Raw genomic sequence first — 23110 nt, forward strand, 5'->3', positions numbered from 1 at the left:
TCTGTTTTTTCCAAATCTGATTTTATGAACGATAGGTACATGCAGCGGGGTGTTTCTGCCTCGAAAGAAGACGTACACCAAGCAATTTCCAACCTAGACAAAGGCCTATTTCCTAAAGCCTTCTGCAAAATAGTAGAAGATGTATTAGGAAATGACCCTGACTATTGCAACATCATGCATGCAGATGGTGCAGGAACAAAGTCCTCTCTAGCTTACCTTTATTGGAAGGCTACAGGTGACCTAAGTGTCTGGAAAGGAATTGCCCAGGATGCAATAATCATGAATATAGACGACCTACTATGTGTGGGCGCAGTCAATAATATATTGGTTTCCTCCACCATAGGAAGAAACAAAAACCTTATTCCAGGAGAAGTGATCGCTGCCATCATCAATGGCACAGAAGAAGTGCTACAGATGCTGAGAGATCATGGCGTCAATGCAGTGCTTACTGGAGGGGAAACAGCTGATGTAGGAGATTTGGTACGTACCATCATCGTGGACAGTACGGTCACTTGCAGAATGAAAAGAAACGAAGTCATTTCCAATGACAACATAAAAGCAGGAGATGTAGTCGTAGGTATGACTTCATTTGGTCAAGCGACTTATGAATCCGAATACAATGGAGGAATGGGAAGCAATGGGCTTACTTCTGCCAGACATGATGTCTTCGGGAAAAATATAAAATCTGCTTACCCTGAAAGTTTTGATCCTTCCGTTCCTGAAGATTTGGTATACTCTGGGAGCTATGACTTAACCAGTCCGGCGCCTGGCACTCCCTTAGACATGGGTAAATTGGTCCTTTCACCTACCAGAACCTATGCTCCTATCATGGCAGCCTTATTGAAAGAAAATAGAGCTGCAATACACGGTTTGGTACATTGCAGTGGAGGAGCACAAACCAAAGTGCTTCATTTTATTGACAATTTGCACGTCATCAAAGACAACCTTTTTGAAACCCCACCTCTCTTTAAAATCATACAGGAAGAAAGCGGTACTGACTGGAAAGAGATGTACAAGGTTTTCAATATGGGCCACAGAATGGAAGTCTACCTAGACGAAAAATGGGCCGATCAAGTCATCGCGATAGCAGCCAATTTTGGCGTAGAAGCAAAAGTTATAGGCCGCGTTACAGATCATCAAGGCAAAAAAGTTACCGTCAATAGCCAACATGGTACCTTCACTTATGAGGGTTAATATGTCCATTTAATTTTCAAAAAAATGAAAGTCCTATTAAAAATCGTTATTGGGTGCTTCATTTTTTTGTTAGCACTGGCATTATTGACCATCACCACTGTTGATTGGACACCCTATAAAGAAACGGCATACTATAAACAAACCCTTCAATCGCTAGAAAACCTGGCTTTTGAGGGGACTGATAATGGATACGTTTTAGGAGGATGGGCCAAGGCCAATATTACTCCTGATACACCTGCAAACCTTGTTGCCTATAGGCCACGAGGTCCCTATGAATTTGTTGAGGACAGCAGTTATATAAAAGCCATCATTGTAGGCAATAACAAGTTTAAGGTAGCTTTCCTTAATTATGAATTGTTGATTGTTCATCCTCAATTAGCACAAGCTTTGCGGTCAGCAATAAAGGAGCAAAAACTTCCTCTAGACCATATTTATTTTACAGCTACCCATACGCACAGTGGTATGGGAGGAACCATTCCTGGTCCCGTAGGGAAGATTGCCATGGGAGGATGGGATGAATCCCTGGTCAAGCATATTGCCAAAGGAACACTCAGTGCCCTCACTAAGGCCTTGAACAATATGGACACGGTTTCCTTACACACCAAAAAGTCAGAAGCCGCGAATTTTGTATCCAATAGATTGATTGCCTCCGACCCCATTGATCCTTATATTAGACAGTTAATATTAAAGAAAAACAACGGTAGCACTTGTTCATTTACTACCTACAGTGCACACGCCACCTGTCTTAGTAGCAAGTTTATGGGCCTTTCAGGAGATTACCCCTATTACCTATCCGAAGCTTTGGAAAGCAGGCATGAATTTGCTGTTTTTGCAGCAGGAGCTGTAGGAAGCCACCGCCCAAAGGCGCCTGGAAATGACATTAAAAGTATTCAGCAATACGCTTCTTCACTGGATTCAGTTGTGAGAAGTAATACTATAGACGAAGCAGTAATGGGCAGTCAGGTTTTGGCAGCAAAACTACCATTAAAGCTCCGCTCACCACATTACAGAATTAGTGACAATTTGCGATTGAGACCATGGCTTTTTAATTGGGCTATTGGAAATAATCCGGCTTATTTCGATGTCATCAGGATAGGCGACGCCCTGTTTATCTCTTCCTCAGGTGAAGTCTCTGGGGTATTTTATAAGGCATGGGAAGAACAAGCAAATGCATTGGGGCTTTCATTGTTTGTAACCACATTTAACGGAGGATATATAGGATACATCACCCCTGACAAATATTATTCAGGTGATTACTATGAAGCGAGGGATATGAATTTTTATGGTCCTTATAATGGGGATTATTTTAAAGAGATCGTTTCTGATTTGATAGCCTTTGGCGCTAAGCGATAAAGCTTGGCCTTATAAAATCCTTTTTCAAAGCTTACTGCTTTTTTTTCACCCCAATCCCAGTTTTTAAAGAATTTATCATAATCAGGAAGTTCTTTTCTCGGATGTTTGGCCAACAGGCTAAAACTTGTGATCATTAAATGTATCAGCCATTGCTTGTCCTTCACTGGATAAAAATCCAAAAATAACCAAGAAGTGCTTGGGGAGACCTTTTGCTTTACTCTTTGAAACAAAGAATTAATAGAATGATCTGTCAATACATCCAATAGAAATTGAGTGATAACAACATCAATTTCCCCCTCCTTGGGAAGTCCAAAATCTTCGGAACAGATAAATTCTACCCGGCTTTGACAGTCCAATGAAACCCTACCTTTTGCCTTTTCAAGCATTTTATTCGAGGCTTCCATGTAAATGATTTTTCCATTCTTGCCGCATCTTTTTAAGATTTCAGGCAGGATAGCACCTGTTCCTCCTCCAATTACCCATACCGTATCTCCCGGCTGAATAATTTCCAAAAATGTCCTTTTGCTTTCATGAAAGGCCTTGCCTAATACAAGAGAGGCAAGGTAATCATAAATAGGAGCAAGAAACCTGTATTTATCCACTGTACTCAATTTGTCCTTTGTCTTCATTTTGGGAGTGGATCAGCTATTCACAAATTGGGGTTAAAAAAACAATAACAGCAAAGGTAGGGTAAAAGCTAACTCAAGTCTCTTTCTGGTTTTTAAGTTATTGGTACCGGGAAATTCCACAAAACTCAAAATGTGCATCAAAAGCATTAAACCCCAAATCAGCGTATATATATGGTAAAAAGAAGGCAGTATAAGAAAAAGAACCACCAGGTAAAACAAACCAATAAGGGTAAGTGACCACAGTAATTTCCGTGTTTTTTCTATACCAAGGACGGTCACAATAGACTCCTGCCCTTCAGCAAAATCTTGCTCACTATCACTATAGGAAAGAAATACCAGATTATACCAAGCCAATAAAAAATAGGCACCTAAAAAAAACATCCAATAATTGGAGGAAAATGAAAGGTCTATATTCAATAGGGGAATTAAAACAAGTCCTGCCACATAAAATAAAGCAGTAGAAAACTCTTTAACAGCAGCTGTTTTTTTTCCTGCAATACGCAATATTGCCATAGACAATACGATGAGAAAGGCAAGACCTAGTCCAGAACCAAACATCCTTAAAGAAGGCAAAAACCATAAGGCCAACACAAATCCAGAGATAACGGCCAGGAACAGCAATCCCAATAGTAAAGTAAAATGGTCTTGATGAAACCTATGTCTATGGGACAAAGCTTTTCCTTTCACCTTTCTGGCATCCAATAAATGGTCAAAAGTATAAATGCTCCATACAGCAAGCGCCAAAAGCAAATAGATTTTCCAGGACAAATTCACTTTCATCAAATCAGCGAAAAAACACATCCCCGCACATGCCCCTGTTACCACATCCAAAGAAAGGAGGTTAAACTTTTCAAAAAAGACCAAGTAATTCAATTTCATTGCACCTGAAAAATTCCAACTGACGGGCAATTTAAAGAATTGAAAGGATCAAAGCATTTAAAAATTATGTAATTTCCACTTTCAAAGCAAAATCAAAATTCATGAACAAGTTATTTTATATCCTGCTGTTATTTATAGGGCAGGAAGTTTTAGCCCAATCACCTATTAAAGTTGCCTGTGTGGGTAACAGTATCACCCAAGGACCAGGCCGTGAACATCCTGACAGTTACCCACTTCAATTACAGGAGAAATTGGGTAAAAAGTACCATGTCATCAACTTTGGTGTTAGTGGACGTACTTTATTAAAAAATGGGGATTACCCTTACTGGAATGAGCCTCAGTTTGAAGGTGTTAAATCTTTTGCCCCTGATATTCTGGTTATCAAACTGGGTACCAATGACTCCAAGCCTCAAAACTGGAAGTACAAGGATGAATTTCTGGACAATTATGTGGAAATGATAGAGACTTTTAGGGCAAGTATGCCTGAAAACGGGAAAATATATGTCTGCCTTCCTGTCCCTGTTTTCAAAACTAATTTTGATATCACAGAAGAAATTATTGTCAACGAAATGGTGCAACTAATCCGCCAGGCAGCTGAAAAAACAGGAGCAAGCCTAATAGACATGCACCAGCCTATGGAGAAGTATGGAAAACTTTTTGCAGACGGTGTTCATCCTAATAAAAGAGGAAACAAGATCATGGCAAAATTGATCGCCAAGGAAATTCGCTGAGTTGCAGCTCACCATGTCATCAAAGCAAAAGCCTGTCCCTAACTTTCCAGGGACAGGCTTTTTTCAAGAAATTAGAGAAATTGGAAATTGAAATCCTTGCTATAATGTTTCACCTATCCAAGAACTCATAATGAATCTTATTAGAAATTAAACCATATAGGGATATTTCGTGTTAAATAAGTCATGCTCCATTATACCACATATTTATTAAAACCTGAAGCCCCTTGGGTTACTTTTGTGCATGGTGCAGGAGGAAGCAGCGCTATTTGGTTTAAACAGATCCGAGATTTCAAAAAATCCTTCAACGTTTTGTTGGTGGACTTACGTGGTCATGGAAAATCAAAAGACAAAGTCTACGAAAAATTAAAAAAATATACATTCCCAGTAATTTCCGATGAGGTCATGGAGGTATTAAACCATCTCAAGATTGAAAAATCTCACTTTGTAGGGATCTCATTAGGAACAATAATCATTAGGGAGATTACAGAAAGATATCCTGAAAGAGTTTCGAGTATGGTGCTTGCTGGCGCGATTATGAAGCTAAACATCAGAGGACAAGTATTGATGCGGCTAGGGATTTTGCTAAAATCTGTGATCCCTTACCTTCTACTTTACAAGCTGTTTGCTTTTATTATTATGCCTAGGAAAAACCACAAGGCTTCCAGATATTTATTTGTTCAGGAGGCGAAAAAATTATACCAAAAGGAGTTTATTCGCTGGTTTAGCCTCGCTTCAAGAGTAAACCCTCTATTGGATTTTTTCAGAATTAAAGAGACCAACATTCCCACACTTTACCTTATGGGTGAAGAAGATTATATGTTTCTACCCACCATTGCAAAGCTGGTCAAAACCCATCAGTCAGCCAAACTTGAGGTGGTTCCTTCTTGTGGACATGTAGTCAATGTAGAAAACCCAGAAGCTTTTAATAAGATAGCTTTGGGCTTTTTAACCCGGATTATGTAATAGGATTTCTCCGTCCTGACAATAGTCAGGGGTGAAGCCTGTCCCGTGTTGACGGGAAGTGTTGCAATCGCAAGACAATCAGGCTGTTTGGAGATTTCACCATAGCGGTGCTATGCTAAAATATCCAAACAGCAACGAAGTGGCTGATTTTGAAGCGATTTCAGCACATAATAGATTGTCTATTGCATATTTCGGGTTTAACTACAATTTAGGTTCATCCATCACCTAATATCTTAATGGGAACTTGAACAAATTCAGTCTTTTTTATACCTTACTATCTGCACATTATTTTAACCAATAGCTAATGCCTAGAACAGGAATTTATATTGCCTGCTGTTTCAGTATGCTCCTCTTTTTATCTACATCTGCCTTGAATGCTCAAGACCAAATCGATTTTGACATTACTTTGGCAGGGTTTAAAATTGGAGACATGAAAGCCAACAAGGTCTTAAATGGGGATACCACCCTATATTTACTAGAAAGTAAGGTGAGTTTTTGGCTGTTTGGGACAATAAATGTAGACTACAATATGAAGGTGAAATACCTTGATGGCATTTTTATTAATTCCATAGTAAGTTCTAAGACTAACAGAGGCGACTTTGTTTCCAAAATTTGGTTAGAAGGTGATCAGTATATAATTGATGCAAAAGGGTATAAATATGAAAACTCAGACACCATTAATGAACCGATCCATCATAGTGCTGTCCGGCTATTTTTTGAAGAGCCAAAGGGAGTAAAATTAATGATGGCCGAAAACTTGGGAAAATATTCGGAAATTAGGGCTCATGGTGAGGGGATTTACACCACCCATATAGAAGGCGATCAAAACAAATATTACTATCAAAATGGACAGATGCTAAAAGTCAGCATGCACAATCCAATAAAAAATTACGAAGTAAGGCGACGATACTAACTTTCAAAATAGCCTAAATGCATAGCAAAAAGGTATATTTGGGGATAATCCCAAATAACGATGCTACTACGAACCCTTTTAATTGTTTCTGTTTTTTTAATAAACGGCCTTTCTTATGGCCAAGATCTTGATTTTTCAAATGCTGTCATAATCCCTCATGGCAATAGTGAGCGATTGCAAAAATATGCCACCATACTACATGAGGAACTGACAAAGCGCGTGGAAAAAACATTTCCTATACAAACGAAGGCAAAAAGAACACAATCTTCCATCCTTTTGACCCAATTCGAGGATATCCCAAGCCTTCCTAAGAATTGGAGGAAGCTTCTTAATGAAGTACAGCCTATGCCTGATGAAGGGTTCAAAGTCATTATTGACAATACATCAACCAACCCGAACTCCATTATTATAGGGCAAGATGACAGGGGCTTATTGTTTGGAATAGGACACCTGCTTAGAAAAATGAATTGGGCTAAAGATCAGCTTTTATTGTCCAAAGCCATTGAAAAGTCCTCTTCACCAAAATCTCCCATTAGAGGGCACCAACTAGGTTATCGTCCCAAGACTAATGCTTATGATGCCTTTACAGTGGATCGTTTTGACCAATACATTAGAGAGCTGGCACTCTTTGGTTCCAATAGTATTGAAATTATGCCTCCACGAACGGATGATGACTTTACCTCCCGTCACATGACTATACCTGCAATAGACATGATCGGAGAGCAGTCGCGAATTGCCAATGAATTGGACTTGGATGTATGGATGTGGTTTCCAAATATGGAAGATGACTATGAAGACCCGCAAACAAGAACAATAGAACTAACACAACGCAAAGATGTATTTGCCTCTATTCCAAGGCTGGATCATTTGTTTGTTCCTGGAGGAGACCCAGGAGACCTTGAACCGGATGTATTGTTTGATTGGCTAGAAGAAGTGGCTACCAAGCTTCATAGATTTCACCCGAACGCCAAAATATGGGTTTCCCCTCAGGTGTTTAAGCCTACAAAGGCCTGGTTTGATCGTTTCTTTTATCACGTCAACCAAAAGTACGATTGGTTTGGTGGTGTGGTTTTCGGCCCTTGGGTTAAAATACCATTACCTGAACTGAGACAATTAACAGACGCCTCACTTCCTATTCGAAGGTATCCGGACATTACCCATAACCTAAGCTCTCAATATCCAATACCAGAATGGGATTTGGCCATGGCCATGACCTTAGGAAGGGAATCCATAAATCCTCGTCCGATAGATCAAAAAACCATCCACAACTATCTGGCCCAATATGCCAATGGAAGCTTGAGCTATTCTGAAGGCACCAATGATGATGTAAACAAATTTATTTGGACAGACCAGGAATGGAATCCTGAAACAGAAGTAATAGAAACACTTAGGGATTATTCTCGATTTTTCTTTGGTCCGGAATGGACAGATGCAGCAGCCAATGGTTTTTTAGCTGAGGAGAAGAACCTGCAGGGTCCATTGCTCTCTAACACTAGTATTTCTCAAACGCTGGCACAATGGCAGGACATGGAAAAAAGAGCCGATGCCAAACTAATGAGTAATTTCAGGTTTCAAATGGGCTTGATCCGTGCCTATTATGACGCATACATTCAGCAGAAACTGCTCTTTGAAACCCAACAAGAACAAAAGGCACAAAATGCGCTCCACAGGGCAGAAAAAGAGGGAAGCTTGAATAGTATAAAAGTCGCCACAGCCTTTTTAAATGAGCAAATGGCTGATCCTTACATTGCTCAATTAAAACATAGATGTTTGGAATTGGCAGATGCACTTTATAATAGTATTGGCGCACAACTGACTGTCAATCCGCATGGAGCGGCTTCTGGAAGGGGGAACTTCATAGACAATCTAGACGTGGTGCTTAATGATGCGCCATGGCTTTTGGCCAACCTTAATGAAATCAAGAAAGAAACCGAGGAGAAGCAGAGATTAGAAAAAATAGCTCAATTACTGAATCGAACCAATCCTGGACCTGGAGGTTTTTATGACAATTTTGGGCAAGGGAAAAGCTGGGAAAGGATATTAAAGCCAATAGAATGGAGTCAAGATCCAGGAGGGCTCTATGGTCCTAGAGAAAGTTTTGGCGTTGGACTAAGGGGCCAAGAGTGGGTTCATGAAATCCAGGCAGTAGGTTTCGGAGGCACTGCTACTCCATTGGCATGGATGAATCAAGTAACTACACTTTATGACACGCCCCTGATCATCAATTATGATCAGCTTAACCCAGAGGTTTCCTACAAAATCAGAATTGCTTATACCGGAAGGTTCCGAGCCAAAATGAAATTGACCACTGATGATGGGCATCTAATCCACGATTATATCAGAACGGGTATTAGGCCTTTGTATGAATTTGAACTTCCTGCCAGCTCCTATTCAGATGGCAATCTTGTTCTCCAATGGACTTGCAGCGAAGGAGAAAGAGGTTCACAAGTTGCAGAAATTTGGATTATTCCCAATCCATGATTTTGCCCTAGTAAATAGTCCGTGTATAAGTTCTTAATGGCCAAAGGTGATTTGCTACCGCGTCCGATAGTGTAAAATATTCACGTTTATATGAATATTCATTCAATAGGCAATTTATAACCTAATGAATTCTCCTAATTTTCGATTAATTGTGCTCAATACCAACTCTTCCAGAAAGTAGGATAGTTTACCATCATAACACAAGTCCAAACTTGCAACACAGCCTGATTTCCTTGCAATTACAACATATCCCTAATAATAAGGAATAGGGTTATCAAACCCTAGTAAATAATCCGCGTTAAATTATTGGTTAATAAATATTTAGCCTTAGATTATCGGGTATTATTATAAGAGCATTTAACCATGTCAATTTTTTATGGTCCTCAACCAAAAAAAATATTCCCTCTATTTTTACCTGTTAACATTGGGGCTCTCGCTAGCCAAAATACTATTTACCCTCCGTCCAGAAATAAATTTATTTACCGAAGAAGCACAGTACTGGTTATGGTCCCAGAATTTGGCCTGGCATTATTATTCAAAACCAGCTTTAGTTGCAGTGCTTAACTTTATAAGTACTGCAGTGATGGGCAATACAGAGCTTGCCATCCGCATCAACGCAATTCTATGTGGTATAGGAATAGCCTGGGTTACTTTTATCTTTGGCACCTATTTATACTCAAAAAAAGTTGGTTTTTGGTCTGCATTAGCCATACAGGCAATGCCATTTTGGTGGCTGGCTTCTACCTTTCATATGACAGACTCCTCCCTCTCCTTCTTTTGGATCTTAAGCATTTATCTTAGTTATAGAGGGATTAATGAGGAAAATAGAGTTTGTTGGATTTATGCAGGAATAGCTACAGTATTGGGGCTTACAGCGAAGTATGTGATGGTCCTGATCTTTCCTGTACTTATTATATACCTGCTGTTTATAAGAAAGTGGAAAACACAAAGAGCTAATTTCTTGGTATTTGTAATGATAAGTGCATTGGGATTCTTGCCGATTGTAATTTGGAACTGGCAAAATAACTTTGAAACCTTTCTGCATTTGCTGGCCTTGACCGGCACAGAAGGAACTAGCTCAAAACCATTTTCGTTGACGGCTGCAAGCAAAAGTTTATTAGAATTCGTAAAAGGGCAATTGGCAATCGTATCATTGTTTCTGTTACCCTCATGGCTACTAACATTTAAATTCAACTTTAAAAATATAAGTACCCCTTTCATTTTTCTTGTTCTACCGGGAATGATGGCCTTTCTTATTTTTGCCTCTTTGAGTATTTTTAAAGAGGCAATGGTTAATTGGCCTACTTTTTCCTATGCAGGGCTGGCAATAGTATTTGCTCGATGGATGACTTTACAAGGCAAGTTTTGGAAAATTGTTAGTCATGGTGGAATCTACATCAGTATTGCCCTACCCCTTATATTCATTTTACCAGACTACACCGGAATTAAATCGAGTAAAACTGTTAAGAAAAGAGAACAAAGGATAATCAAAAGACTGCTAGGTCATGAACAACTGGCGAAAAGAATTGATCACCTTACAGACAGTCTTGGCATAGACAATGCATTTGTATTTTCAGACTCTTATCATACTGCTTCAGCGCTTTCTTTCTACCTAAAAGGAAACCCACAAACCTATGTGTTGAATATGGGAAGCCGAAAAAATCAGTTCAATTTCTGGAATGGTATAGAGCAGTTTCTAGGGAGAGAAAACACGGGTATTTTTGTTAGCTGGAACTACGACTCCATGGAGGATAAAGTTTCTTTTCAATCATTAATCCATGAAGAGTCATTTATCACGAAATTTCACAATATCCCAAGGCGGGCCGTAAAGATTCAATATTGGAGCAATTTAATTGAATACAAGCCCACATTACCGACAAGCTATTAACCCTAATAAGCATAATTGTTTGCTCGCCGTAGCAGGTTAATGGTCTCTGAGTGCAGGATAAAAAAAGCCGCCACCTAATAATAAGCTAACTATTTGGAATTACTTCGAGGAGTAAGAAATTCATAAAATTCAAGCTGAAGAGATCAACTTTATAATATATATAATTCAATAAGGCTTATCGAAAGAGAAAAATTATTTTATTTATTTTTAAAAAAAAGACAAATTACGATCAAATCACATTCAATTCGCTTAATTTCAACCACTTAATAAGCAATTCTGTCCTTCATATGTCAAATAAAATGGTTTTTTGCTAGGACGAAATACAATTAACTGTATTTCGTAATTTTTAACACTTATATTATTGTATTTTACACAATTAAAAAATCTTTGTAAACTTATATAATGATTTACTTTTATATTAATTGGTATTGTATATTTTTCTTTAGTACATTTATCTTATTAAAAATATGAAAACGGAGTGAGTTGAGAAGTGAAGTTGGATTCCGTAGCGGAAGTTGGTTATTTTTTAATGTAGGGTTTGTCCAGGGTTTTATGATGAATAAGACCCTGGCATTTTTTTTTAATCCAATTCAACCCCAATCCTACCTTATGTGTTCCTCACCTGCGTTCCCTTATGGTTTTAGCTATAACTGGAAATAGAATACAATAAATTAGAGTATTAAGTTGAAAGGCGATTGAGACAAGTAACGGGCTACCTATGTCAGGTTAAGGCTTACTTTTTCCCTTAAATGTTTAAACCCGGATTAATAGGATTTCTCCGCCCTGACAATGTCAGGGGTGAAGCCTGTCCCGTGTTTACGGGAAGTGTTGCAATCGCAAGAAAATCAGGCTGTTTGGAGATTTTAGCATAGCACCGCTATGGTGAAATTGAAAACAGCAACGATTGGGTATTTTAAAGCGATTCAGCACTTAATAGAATGTCTATTGCATATTTCGAGTTTAAGGGTTAAAATCATTTAATTTACAAGAATTCCTATTGGTTTTAACTCATTATTTAAGTGGCGACACCTAATAGGCCAGTAAATTTTCTTTTATGAAAAATCGGAACCAGAGCAAAAAGCCCAAATTTATTGTCATAAGTGAGCAAATCATCAGTAAAATAATTTCAGGAGAATTATTGCCGGGAGAAAAGGTGCCCTCTGAAAATGAATTGATTCATAACTTTCAAGTTAGCAATACTACCGCCAGAAAAAGCTTGCAGGAAATTGAGTCCCGTGGTTATGCCCAGCGGATAAAAGGTAAAGGTACCTTTGTGCTCAATAAAACTGAAGACCATCACTTGGTCAGGACTTTGGGTTCAATCGATGCCACCAGAAGGGGGTTTGATGAAGGTTTGAAAGTGGAAGGCTTCAAGCCAAAAACAATTGTGCTCGAAAAGACCGTATTGGATCATGGTGTTTCAGCAGAGATAAGTGGAAAAAATTATATTATTGAAGGGCCTGTTCTAAAAGTACATCAATTAAGGTATGCTGATGAGATGTTGCTAAAAGATGAAACAAAGTACATCTCATTAAAGCTTTGTCCAAAAATCAATATGCTTTCCACGGACCTGTCTTATTTCAAGGTGTACGAAGACAAGTACCAGCTTAAAATTTCCGATATCAAACAGAATTTAAGTGCAATCATTCTTCCTCCGGATGATCCAACAAATAATTTTGAATATGAAAGTGCATTACCTGTATTCGTGCTCGACAGTGTGGTGTTGAGTAGGAAAGACGCTGTACTTGAATTAGAGAAATCTCTCTACAGAGGAGATAAATATAAATTTGCTATCATCGCCCACCCTGAGTACAATGGGAATTAAGTTCAATACTGGTCCTTTTCACGGAGGGTTTTCCCTAATTATTTTTTTTCTAAAAAACACTTTATCACCTTGTTTTACCTTAAATTATTCTCTTAGAGCGTTAAGATAAATTTTGTAATTTCGTTTTAATTTGCTTTTTTGTTCCGTAAGGTCTGGTATTGAGTAGTCTATTGAGTAAAAAATAGATAATAACTTGCATTTTAATTTTTAAGGTTATATCATTGTTTAATTAACTTAGAGCGTTAAGTACAATGAGCCCAAAAATCAAATGGTATATTTTAGCAATGGTTTTCATTGCTACAGGTCTAAATTTTTTAGATAGGCAGGTCTTATCTATGACCATAATAAAAATTCAAGAAGAACTTTCCATTTCCGATGTACAATATGGATGGGTGAACACTGGCTTTTTGGTAAGCTATGCCCTGATGTTCACCGTTGGGGGTCGCTTAATCGATAAATTTGGAGGAAAAAAAGGGCTTGGCTTTTCAGTTGGGATTTGGTCCTTTGCCAGTGTGCTTCATGGTGTTATGAACAGTTTTTCTCAATTGCTGGGATTTCGGTTTTTACTTGGAGTGGGTGAGGGAGCCTGTTTTCCCGGAGCAGCCAAGACGGTGTATGAATGGTTTGATGAAAAAGAAAGGGCCTTGGCCAATGGGATTGCGATAGGAGGAGCGGCAATTGGGGCAGTAGCGGCACCACCTTTGACCATTTTGATTGCAGGGGAATATGGTTGGCGATGGAGTTTTATTATACCCGGTTTGATTGGGTTGGTGTGGATTGTACTTTGGTTTAGCCAATCCTGGAAAAATAGCCTACATGCAAGAGAGGTTAAAGCAATGGCCACTATCGATGAGCATGTAGTGCAAATTTCTATTAAAAGGCTGCTTCAAAATAAGACCGTGCAGGTGTTTATTTTAATTAGGTTTCTCTTAGATCCTGTATTTTACTTTTTGATGTTTTGGGTACCCAAATACCTTAATCAGGAGCGGGACTTGTCCTTTGAGCGAATAGGTGAATTGTTTTGGATCCCTTTTCTTGCTTTGGGTCTTTCCAATATTCTGGGTGGCTGGTGTTCAGATAAATTGGTAGCTAGGGATTTCAGTATCAATGCTGCTAGAAAGTGGGTGATGGGTTTTGCTGCGGCATTGACTTTGGTGGCTCCTTTTATTTCTACGGTTTCTACGGTAGAAGTAGCCGTACTATTGATGTCATTAATGATGTTGGCTCATGGTTTTTGGATTACCAATTACATAACGGCCATAGCAGATGTATTTGGTAAATATGCTACTTCATCAGTGGTGGGTTTATCTGGGACAGCAGGTGCTATTTCTGGGATGATCATTAATCCATTGATTGGGTGGATTGCCCAAAATTATTCTTATGGACCACTTTGGTTGGTCTCTGGAATAATGTATCCTCTGGCCTTTGTCATTCTGATAGTATTTATACCAAAAATTAAAACAATCGAATTCGGTAAATAAAATTCAATTGGCAATTGGGATTGTATCAATTTGTCAAATTTAACATAGTGCGTTAAGAAAAAATATTAATCTTAAACTTAAAACAATGAAGGAAATTAATGGAAGTGGCAACCCAGCAGAGGGAAAATATAAAATTGAAAGAAGAGAATCCTCTTTGCCTAGAATTGGCGTTTTTGGTGTGGGCTATTTCAAATATTGGGCACAATTTGAGGGGCTATTGGATGCCTTATTGGCAAAACAAAAAGTGCTCATAGAAAAAATTGAAAAGAACAATGCAGAGGTAATTGATTTTGGATTGGTAGATGATGCACATTCGGCCTATGACCTAGTGCCTAAGTTACAAGCTGAAAATCTCGATTTGATATTTTGTGACATGCTTACTTATGCTACCTCGAGCACTTTTGGGACAATCATTAAAAATATAAATGTGCCTATAGTGCTGGTAGCCTTGCAGCCAGACAAGGCAATGGATTACAGTAAGGCTTCTACCTATATGCAGCTCTACAATGATGATGTATGCTCATTGCCTGAATTTGCGGGTGTTGCAGTAAGAATGGGAAAAAAAGTGCCTGATGTTATTATCGGTACCCTCCATGATGATCCTGAATCTGAGCGAATGATTGGTGATTATTGTCGGATGGCTAACGTATTACATGGTTTGAAAACAGCTAGAATTGGACATATAGGTCATCCTATAGAAGCCATGCTGGACATGCATACCGATTCAACCATGCTTACTGCCCATTTCGGGGTACATATAGTGCAATGTGAAGCCAATGAAATTGTTGGCAATTACACCAATAAGGTTTCAGAGGCTGAAGTAACTGAAGAAGAGAAGCGTATTTTATCTTTCTTCGATACCCCCGATCCTGTTTCTGATCCTATCTCTGAGAAATTAAAGAAGGAAGATTTAAATGTAGCAGCAGGAGTTTCTGTAGCCCTAAAGAAATTCGTTGAAGATAAAAACCTTGATGGACTGGCCTATTATTATAATGGAGAAGATCAAAGTGAAACTCAATTGGTAATGTCCAATCTTATTGTTGGGAATTCAATATTAACAAGTTCTGGATTTCCCATGTGTGGAGAGTCTGATTTGAAATGTTGTATGGCCATGTTTATCATGGATCGTTTCGGTATAGGCGGGAGTTTCGCAGAATTTCACCCCGTAGATTTCAAAGAAAACTTTGTTTTGGTAGGACATGATGGCCCTCACAATCTCTCCATCGCTCAGGGGAAGCCGGTGCTTAGAAGTTTAAAGAAGTACCATGGTAAACCCGGATTTGGAGCTGGCGTAGAGTTTAAGATCAAGGAAGGGCCGATTACCATGTTAAGTATAAGCTCTACTTATGAAGGTAAATTTAAATTTGTTATTGCTGAGGGAGAATCAGTAGAAGGGCCAATACCTCCTACAGGAAATACAAATACAAGAGGTTTTTTCAAACCCGATGTACGCACCTTTTTGACCAATTGGATCAAAGAAGGACCTACCCATCACTTTGCTTTAGGCATAGGACATCATGCAAAAAGCATCCAGAAAATTGCCAATTACCTAAATATAGAATCGGTAATAGTAGTCTGAATTAATGAATAACCCAAAATAACTGACCATGAAAACACTTATTAAAATTTTTGTTTTCGTGATGGTACTCTGCTTTAGCATGGGCCATTACGAGCTATTGGCACAAGCAGGCAATCGCCTGGTGGTAAAAGGAACGGTAACATCTGCTGAGGATGGGGCCACAATTCCTGGCGTGACAGTCCTTGAAAAAGGCACCTCTAATGGGACGGTGACAGACATAGACGGAGGGTATGAAATTACGCTTAGCAATGGAAATGCTGTCTTGGTTTTCTCTTATGTGGGCTTCGCTAAGATGGAGCTTCAAGTGGGAAACCGAAGTGCATTAGACATCGAACTCCAAATGGATATGGAACAACTGAATGAAGTTGTTGTCGTGGGCTATGGTACTCAAAAGAGAAAAGACCTTAGTGGATCAATTTCAAGAATTACTAGTGATGAGTTTTTACAACCATCTACAGGGAGTTTTGATCAGATGCTACAAGGAAAAGTGGCTGGAGTGCAGATCAACCAGACCACGGGTGCGCCTGGAGGGAATGTGAATATACTTGTAAGAGGAGTGAGTTCAATTTCTGGCGGCAACCAACCATTGTATGTAATTGATGGGTTTCCAGTAGATGGAGGATCAAATTCAAATATGCGTGGTTATGGTGGAGATTCTTTTTCCTCTGCAGATATGGCTTCCAATACTGCGAACCGGATCAACCCATTAAGCGCTATTAACCCTTCAGATATTGCTTCAATAGAGATTTTAAAAGATGCTTCAGCTACTGCTATTTACGGTTCAAGAGGATCAAATGGTGTTGTGATCATAACCACCAAAAGGGGAAATTATGAAAAGGCACAGATTAGCCTTGACATGTCCTATGGTTACCAGGAAGTAGCCAATAAACTGGACTTGATGAATGCCAGCCAATATGCTGATTTTGTAGCTGATGGAAGAGACAATGCATGGATTTTTCGTGGAGGAGATATAAATGACCCTAACGAGGTAAGGAATGCTGCCAGTAGGGTAAGGCCTGAATTTAGAAATCCTGGATCCCTGACTACAAATACAGATTGGCAAGATGTGTTATTCAGAACTGCTCCGGTAAGAAACGTTCAGTTATCATCTAGAGGTGGAACAGATAAAACAAGTTTTTTCATCTCCGGAGGTTATTTTTCTCAGGAAGGTGTGGTGATCAACTCTGATTATAATAGGTTTAATTTAAGGGTGAATGTGGATGCTCAAATTACCAACAAGGTGAGGATCGGAACCTCCACTTATGGTTCTTACGGTTATGGCAGGTTTGCCAATACTGAATCACATTACGGACAGGGTGGTTTGCTTTCCAATGTGCTAGCAGCTTCCCCAACCATACCTGTTTATGATACTGATGGTAATTATTATTTCAATCAAGACGATGTTACAGATGGATTAGGGTTTTTAGCCAATGTGCTGGCAGTAAGTGAAGGATCTGTGGACAGGAGAAATGTGATGAATGTTTACACTAATAATTATATAGAGGTAGACATCAATGAAAACCTGATGTTCAGATCATCTGCTGGTATCAATTATTCCTCAAGTAATATCCGCCTTTGGAGGTCTACCGCAGTACCTCAGTACACCTCTCTGAACTATCCGGCAACAGCCGGAGCAACAAAAATGGACAACCTCAATTGGCTGAATGAAAATACGTTGACCTTTAACAAGTCTTTTGACACCAAACATTTTTTAAATGCTGTAGCAGGCTTTACTGCTCAGAAAAACAGTAGCGACCGATTGTCTGCTGGAGCTTCTGATTTCCCAACAAACTACGTCACCTACCTGTCTGGGGGAATAGTCAATGCAGGAACGCAAACGCTTAACGAGTGGTCTTTATTGTCAGTGATGGCTCGGGTAAATTATTCCTATGACAGCAAATATCTTTTCACGGCTACCCTTAGACGAGATGGAAGTTCAAGGTTTGGAAGCAACTTCAAGTGGGGCTCTTTTCCTTCATTCTCCCTGGGATACAATATTTCTGAGGAAGAGTTTTTAAGCAATGCTGATTTTCTAAGTAACCTTAAAATTAGGGCCAGTTACGGGATTTCAGGTAACAACCAAATCGGAAATTATACCCATATAGGATTATTATCTGCTAGGAGGTATATTAATGAGGGTGGTTTGATACCAGGATTGGTGCCAAGTAGTCTTGCAAATGATGATCTGACTTGGGAAATATCGAAACAAACCAATTTCGGGATAGACATGAGCCTATTTCAGGACAGGGTCAACCTTACGGCAGATGTATATAGGGATTTGAAGACTGACTTGCTATTGGCTGTTCAACTTCCTGCTGCCTCAGGTTTTTACAGTTCCGTGCAGAACATTGGAGATGTCGAGAATAAGGGATTTGAGCTTGGGTTGAATACGGTGAACGTCCAAAAGACCAATTTTACATGGAATAGCAATTTCACTTTTTCTGCAAATAGAAACAAAGTACTTAAACTCGCTACCGAAGGTGGAAGAATTTCAAATTCGCCTTACCAAATTACAGAAGTAGGCCAACCTGTCTCTAGTTTTTATTTGATCAATAAACTGGGCATTTTCATGAACAGTGATGAGTTGGAAGGTGCTGCATTGTTTCATCCAAGAACTGAAGCCGGAGACATAAAATTTGAGGATGTAAATGAAGATGGTGTAATCAATCAAAATGACCGAAAAATTGTAGGAAACCCTTGGCCAGATTTTGTATGGGGTATAACCAATAATTTCGAATGGAAGAATTTCAATTTGAATATTGCTATCGTTGGTTCAGAAGGTGCCCAAACCTATATTGAATCTGGTGGTGCCTTAATGGGTTCCAATGGGGTTCAAAACGGTTTGGTCTTACAAGATAGAAGATGGAGATCAGAAGAAGATCCTGGAGATGGTATTATTCCACGAGCGATCAGAAGTAATCATGCCTTGGGCTTTGGTACCTCCTCAAACTTTCTATTTGATGCCTCTTTTATCCGTATTAGAAATGTGATGCTGGGCTATACTATGCCGCAAGAACTTGTTTCCAGATTTAGGCTGACCGGTATGAACGTCTATGCGAGTGTTGCCAATGTTTACACCTTCACTGATTACCCTGGTTATGATCCAGAATCCAGTAGCACAGGTGACAATGTAGTTAACGCAGGTATTGATTACCTAAATTACCCACTACCAAGGACTTACACTTTGGGACTAAAGATAACCTTATAACTTAAAATTATTGAGTCATGAAAAAATATATCATATATATCCTGACCTTATTGGCTGGGACCTCTTGCTCAGATTTTCTAGAATTGCAGCCTGAACATCAAATCAGTGATGGCTCCTTCTATAAAAATGCCAACGATTTTGAGACAGCGCTTATAGGTAGTTATTCAAGTCTTCAGAACCTGTATGATGCCAATTTAGTGTACGTTGGAGAATTGACAACGGACAATGCGGAAATACAGTGGACTACTCCTTCAATATCCGAGGTGGAATTGGACGAGGTCAACTTTACGCCTTCCAATGGCTTTTTGAATTCAATTTGGCAGATAAGTTTTAACCTTGTTTCTCAGTCAAATAATATATTGTCTAGAATTGATGAGGTGGACATGGGCACTCAGATCAGAGACCAGATAAAAGGCGAGGCTTTATTTTTAAGGGCTTTTGGGTACTTTAATCTTGTCAGAACATTTGGGCCTGTTCCAATTGTGGATGTGGCTTTCCGTAGCCCAGGTGAAATAGCGGCTTATGATATGACGAGAAAACCTGAGGAAGCTGTGTATCAAATGATAGAAGCCGACTTGAATCAGGCTACCTCCCTGCTAACTAATGTAGATGGCTTGGGTAAATCCAGGGCTTCAAGTGCAGCAGCAATGACCTTATTGGGGAAAGTTTATCTTACCCAAATGGACTATAGCAATGCCGAAACTGCATTAAAAGGAGTTGTAGAAAGCAATGCTTATTCGCTTGAATCAGATTATAAAAGTTTATTCAGCAATGGGAATGATGAATTGACTGAGTCAATTTTTGAAATCAAGTACATGTCGGGTAACTTGGGTGTAGGGAATGGCTTTTCCAGCACTTTTACCCCAGCGAGATTTGACATGGATATCTTCCCTAATCAAATGCAAGGTTCAGGAAGAATTTTACCAACACCTGAAATGTCCGAAGCCTATGAAGCCGGCGACCTAAGAAGGCCAGCTTCTATTGGAGATTCTGTAAGGGTGATTTCCGGAGGTTATGAAAAGGAATTGTATGGGTTGAAATTTGTAGATTTCACTACCGGTGTTCAGGGAGATGGTGGAATCAATTTTACTGCTTTAAGGTATGCAGATGTACTATTGATGTATGCAGAAGCACTCAATCAAAATGGCAAGCAGGACGAAGCGATGGTTTACCTTAATATGGTTCGCGAACGAGCAGGTTTGACAGAGGTGAGCGGATTGGATCAAGCGGCATTGACGGTTGCATTGGCACAAGAACGCAGAGTTGAGTTATTTTTGGAAGGTCACCGCTGGTTTGATTTGGTGAGAACAGGTAAGCTGTTAACTGAAATGAATGCTTATTTTGAGCGGAACAATTTAAATTTTGAAGTTCAGGCCTACAAGACGATAATGCCAATTCCGCTTAGGGAAATTGATATTAATCCCAGTTTAGGACAAAACACGGGTTATTAATGAGGATACGAAACAATACAATGCACAATTTTTGGTTGGTTTTGTTGCTAGTCTTGGTCTGTGTTCCAGGGTTAGCACAGGACAACCTAAAGGGTAAGAATTTCCAAAGTATTACTTTGGAATCTTCCCTTAAGCCTTTTAAGAAAAAGGACAAAGCTTATATCAGGGCAGTGGCTCATGAAATGTTTACCCAATGGCATTCTTTGTTGAGGCATACGGATACTGTATCGATGATGCTTTGGACCAGTGATGGTTCTGAGATTCTCGATTATAAAGGCACTATGGATCAACCACTAGAGTGGGCCAAATACATGGGGAATCCAAATACAGCGCATGAAGTGGGTTCAGGTCCCGAATCCCTTTCTTTGCATCAAAGGGCTTATGTCTATCGGGACGATGCGCCAGACTTTACTTATGGTGATTTAGCTTTTATCGTTAAGGTACTTAAAGAGGAAGGACGAAAAGTAACAGGCAAGCCAGTGAAAGTAGGAGCTACCTTTGATCCAGGTCCTGAATTTGCCAAATCTCCTTTCAAATATGAGAAACATCCAGAGATTTTGGGTGGAAATGCCATGGGGCACAAGACTTTTGTAAGTTCTTATTCAGTATTGAATGGTGACAGTGAGTCCTATGCAGGTTTTCCTGATGGTATCCCTGATCAAACCCCATTTGGAACCTTCTTTGGAAGACAAAGTCAGCATTTTCTTGATGACTTGGGTTTTGACTATATATGGCTAAGCAATGGTTTTGGTTTTGGTGCAGAAGGATGGGCAGCTACTGGAGCAATTTTTACCGGAGAAAATTTTGCCCAAGAAAAACTGGTGCCATCTGCAGATAAAGTAGTAGGCTTTTGGAAGTTGTTTAGGGAAGAATGTCCTGATTACCCTATCCAAACCAGAGGTACCAACCTTTCTGTAGGTGCTGATTTAGCCAGAGATGCGGTAGATTTAAGAAACATATACAAAGGAGGGTTTAATATGTTGCCTCCACCCAATTCACCTTGGGCAGCATTGGATGGAGATTTTGGGTTAGAATTGGCAGGTTATATGTCACGAATGGCCATGTTACCGGACAATAGATTTCCATTCAGGTATTATACCCACGATCCATGGTGGATCAATAGTCCTTGGCTAGATCGCTATGGAAGAGAACCACATGATATTTATTTGCCTTTGGCTGTAGCAAGGATTGATGAAGAAGGAAAGATAGGAGTACCTACGCATTTAAATTTCCTGACCATTGATGACACCTATGGCAATATGCCAACGCAGGTACCTGACGAGGTTATGCCTCATATCTTAAAAGCACGGTATGACATGCCTACAGCTCCTGGGCCTTTAGTTTGGGTCTATCCCTTTGATGAGTACCATGATTGGGCAAGGGATTATACCGACAGATTGCCAGAGATTTATTATGGGGACTGGTTTATGAGACAGGCCATCAACAGTGGACTTCCTATGAACACGGTGATTTCAACTACTTCTCTTCCAGGCGCCATTGCGAATAATCCAGGACTTTTTAAGTCTTCGATACTTATGACAATTGCTCCGGAAAAAAATTCTAACAATGAGAAAACACTCATGGATTTTGTGAAAAATGGTGGGCAACTTATAGTATTTGGGCCTGTAGATCATTCAAGTAAAACCTTTATGGATTTTCTTAACCTTTCCAATACTAAGCCGCTTTCAGGGGAGATGGAGCTGCTTTCAGAAGTGGATATAGATATTATTCGAGGGACTGTGCCAGATAAAATCCGGCATCTTTCCTTATTCTCTGGTGGAGGATTCCGTACCCTTATCAAAAACCCGAAAGATTCATTTACTCAAGCTTTGTCAAGTGTGAAGCAAGGGGACGAAAAAAGGGACATGGCATGGCTGAGACAACACCCTGATTGGAATGGAGGAAAGGTTGTTTATTTAAGAGGTACCAATTCCAGCAGTTTTACCGGCGGAAGGTTATTGACGCCAGACAATCCGGAAGAATTCCAGATCGTTCCAGCCATGCTAAGGCAACTGCTTGGGAATTTTGGGATGTATTTGAAAATAGAAAAGGAAAATGCGTCAATCAAAGATCCTGTACTTACAATCAATCGTTCTGACAATGCTTTTATCTTTTCCGGTTACAATCCCAATTCTACCGTAAAGCAGTCCTTTAAATTTGAACAAGGAGCGCCGCTGATTTTAGGCTTAGAGACCATTCTTGAAGATGGTTTTTCCAATTACAATATGCCTACAGCTTGGCATAGAGAATGTCGTGTTTTTGTTAAGCAGAGCTCAGGAATGATATCCTTTAAAGAACTTCATTCCGGACAAAGAGGGATAAGCAAGCGGTATAGTGTCAGTGGGTTACAAAATGGCTCGCTTAGGATATATCCATCCGATGGTGTGACGGCAGAAGATTTAAATGTATACTTAAATTCAAGGTATCCATGGAATACTGGTGAGATCCCATTCACTGAGGTAAAAAATGGCAATGAGCGCTATTTTGAAATCAAAGAGGTCTCTGGAACAGTAGCATTTTCATGGTAGTTTAACT

15 protein-coding genes are annotated in these 23110 nt (G+C 39.5%); 13 read left to right on the forward strand and 2 right to left on the reverse strand.

The annotated features are described in order from the left end of the window. Window positions 1–24 precede the first annotated feature (24 nt). Window positions 25–1194 carry an AIR synthase related protein gene (locus AC13EX_RS02010; RefSeq protein WP_048641813.1) on the forward strand — a complete coding sequence of 390 codons (1170 nt, stop codon included), beginning with the start codon at window positions 25–27 and terminating at the stop codon, window positions 1192–1194. 24 nt (window positions 1195–1218) lie between these two features. After that, window positions 1219–2547: a neutral/alkaline non-lysosomal ceramidase N-terminal domain-containing protein gene (locus AC13EX_RS02015; protein WP_482891335.1), complete on the forward strand. Its 1329-nt coding sequence runs from the start codon at window positions 1219–1221 to the stop codon at window positions 2545–2547. Here the strand turns inward: AC13EX_RS02015 and AC13EX_RS02020 are convergent. Then, on the reverse strand, window positions 2496–3176 hold the full coding sequence (locus AC13EX_RS02020) for a class I SAM-dependent methyltransferase (RefSeq protein ID WP_482891336.1): 681 nt from the start codon (window positions 3174–3176) through the stop codon (window positions 2496–2498). The two genes, AC13EX_RS02015 and AC13EX_RS02020, sit on opposite strands and share 52 nt — an antisense overlap. A gap of 33 nt (window positions 3177–3209) precedes the next feature. Further along, complete coding sequence (locus AC13EX_RS02025) at window positions 3210–4055, reverse strand: UbiA prenyltransferase family protein (RefSeq protein ID WP_482891337.1); 846 nt, start codon at window positions 4053–4055, stop codon at window positions 3210–3212. 101 nt (window positions 4056–4156) lie between these two features. Here AC13EX_RS02025 and AC13EX_RS02030 point away from each other — a divergent pair, with 101 nt between their 5' ends. From AC13EX_RS02030 to AC13EX_RS02080, 11 genes are all read left to right on the forward strand, one after another. After that, window positions 4157–4786 carry a GDSL-type esterase/lipase family protein gene (locus AC13EX_RS02030; RefSeq protein WP_048641809.1) on the forward strand — a complete coding sequence of 210 codons (630 nt, stop codon included), beginning with the start codon at window positions 4157–4159 and terminating at the stop codon, window positions 4784–4786. 183 nt (window positions 4787–4969) lie between these two features. Further along, window positions 4970–5749, forward strand: coding sequence for an alpha/beta fold hydrolase (locus AC13EX_RS02035; protein ID WP_482891338.1), 780 nt, complete (start codon window positions 4970–4972; stop codon window positions 5747–5749). Between the two features lie 304 nt (window positions 5750–6053). Then, window positions 6054–6662: a DUF6134 family protein gene (locus AC13EX_RS02040; protein ID WP_482891339.1), complete on the forward strand. Its 609-nt coding sequence runs from the start codon at window positions 6054–6056 to the stop codon at window positions 6660–6662. A 60-nt stretch (window positions 6663–6722) separates the two neighbouring features. Beyond that, window positions 6723–9143 carry a hypothetical protein gene (locus AC13EX_RS02045; protein ID WP_482891340.1) on the forward strand — a complete coding sequence of 807 codons (2421 nt, stop codon included), beginning with the start codon at window positions 6723–6725 and terminating at the stop codon, window positions 9141–9143. Between the two features lie 376 nt (window positions 9144–9519). After that, window positions 9520–11031, forward strand: coding sequence for an ArnT family glycosyltransferase (locus AC13EX_RS02050; RefSeq protein WP_048641805.1), 1512 nt, complete (start codon window positions 9520–9522; stop codon window positions 11029–11031). Between the two features lie 1054 nt (window positions 11032–12085). After that, complete coding sequence (locus AC13EX_RS02055; RefSeq protein ID WP_048642012.1) at window positions 12086–12856, forward strand: GntR family transcriptional regulator; 771 nt, start codon at window positions 12086–12088, stop codon at window positions 12854–12856. 251 nt (window positions 12857–13107) lie between these two features. Continuing rightward, window positions 13108–14337: an MFS transporter gene (locus AC13EX_RS02060; RefSeq protein WP_048642013.1), complete on the forward strand. Its 1230-nt coding sequence runs from the start codon at window positions 13108–13110 to the stop codon at window positions 14335–14337. Between the two features lie 85 nt (window positions 14338–14422). Beyond that, complete coding sequence (locus tag AC13EX_RS02065; RefSeq protein WP_482891341.1) at window positions 14423–15916, forward strand: L-fucose/L-arabinose isomerase family protein; 1494 nt, start codon at window positions 14423–14425, stop codon at window positions 15914–15916. A gap of 28 nt (window positions 15917–15944) precedes the next feature. After that, complete coding sequence (locus tag AC13EX_RS02070) at window positions 15945–19124, forward strand: SusC/RagA family TonB-linked outer membrane protein (RefSeq protein ID WP_482891342.1); 3180 nt, start codon at window positions 15945–15947, stop codon at window positions 19122–19124. A gap of 17 nt (window positions 19125–19141) precedes the next feature. Continuing rightward, a complete protein-coding gene (locus AC13EX_RS02075) occupies window positions 19142–20575 on the forward strand; it encodes a RagB/SusD family nutrient uptake outer membrane protein (RefSeq protein ID WP_482891343.1) in 1434 nt (477 codons plus the stop codon). Beyond that, a complete protein-coding gene (locus AC13EX_RS02080; protein ID WP_482891344.1) occupies window positions 20575–23103 on the forward strand; it encodes a hypothetical protein in 2529 nt (842 codons plus the stop codon). Before AC13EX_RS02075 ends, AC13EX_RS02080 begins: the two co-directional genes overlap by 1 nt. Window positions 23104–23110 lie beyond the last annotated feature (7 nt).

This window comes from Cyclobacterium sp. L-R (genome assembly GCF_056859355.1).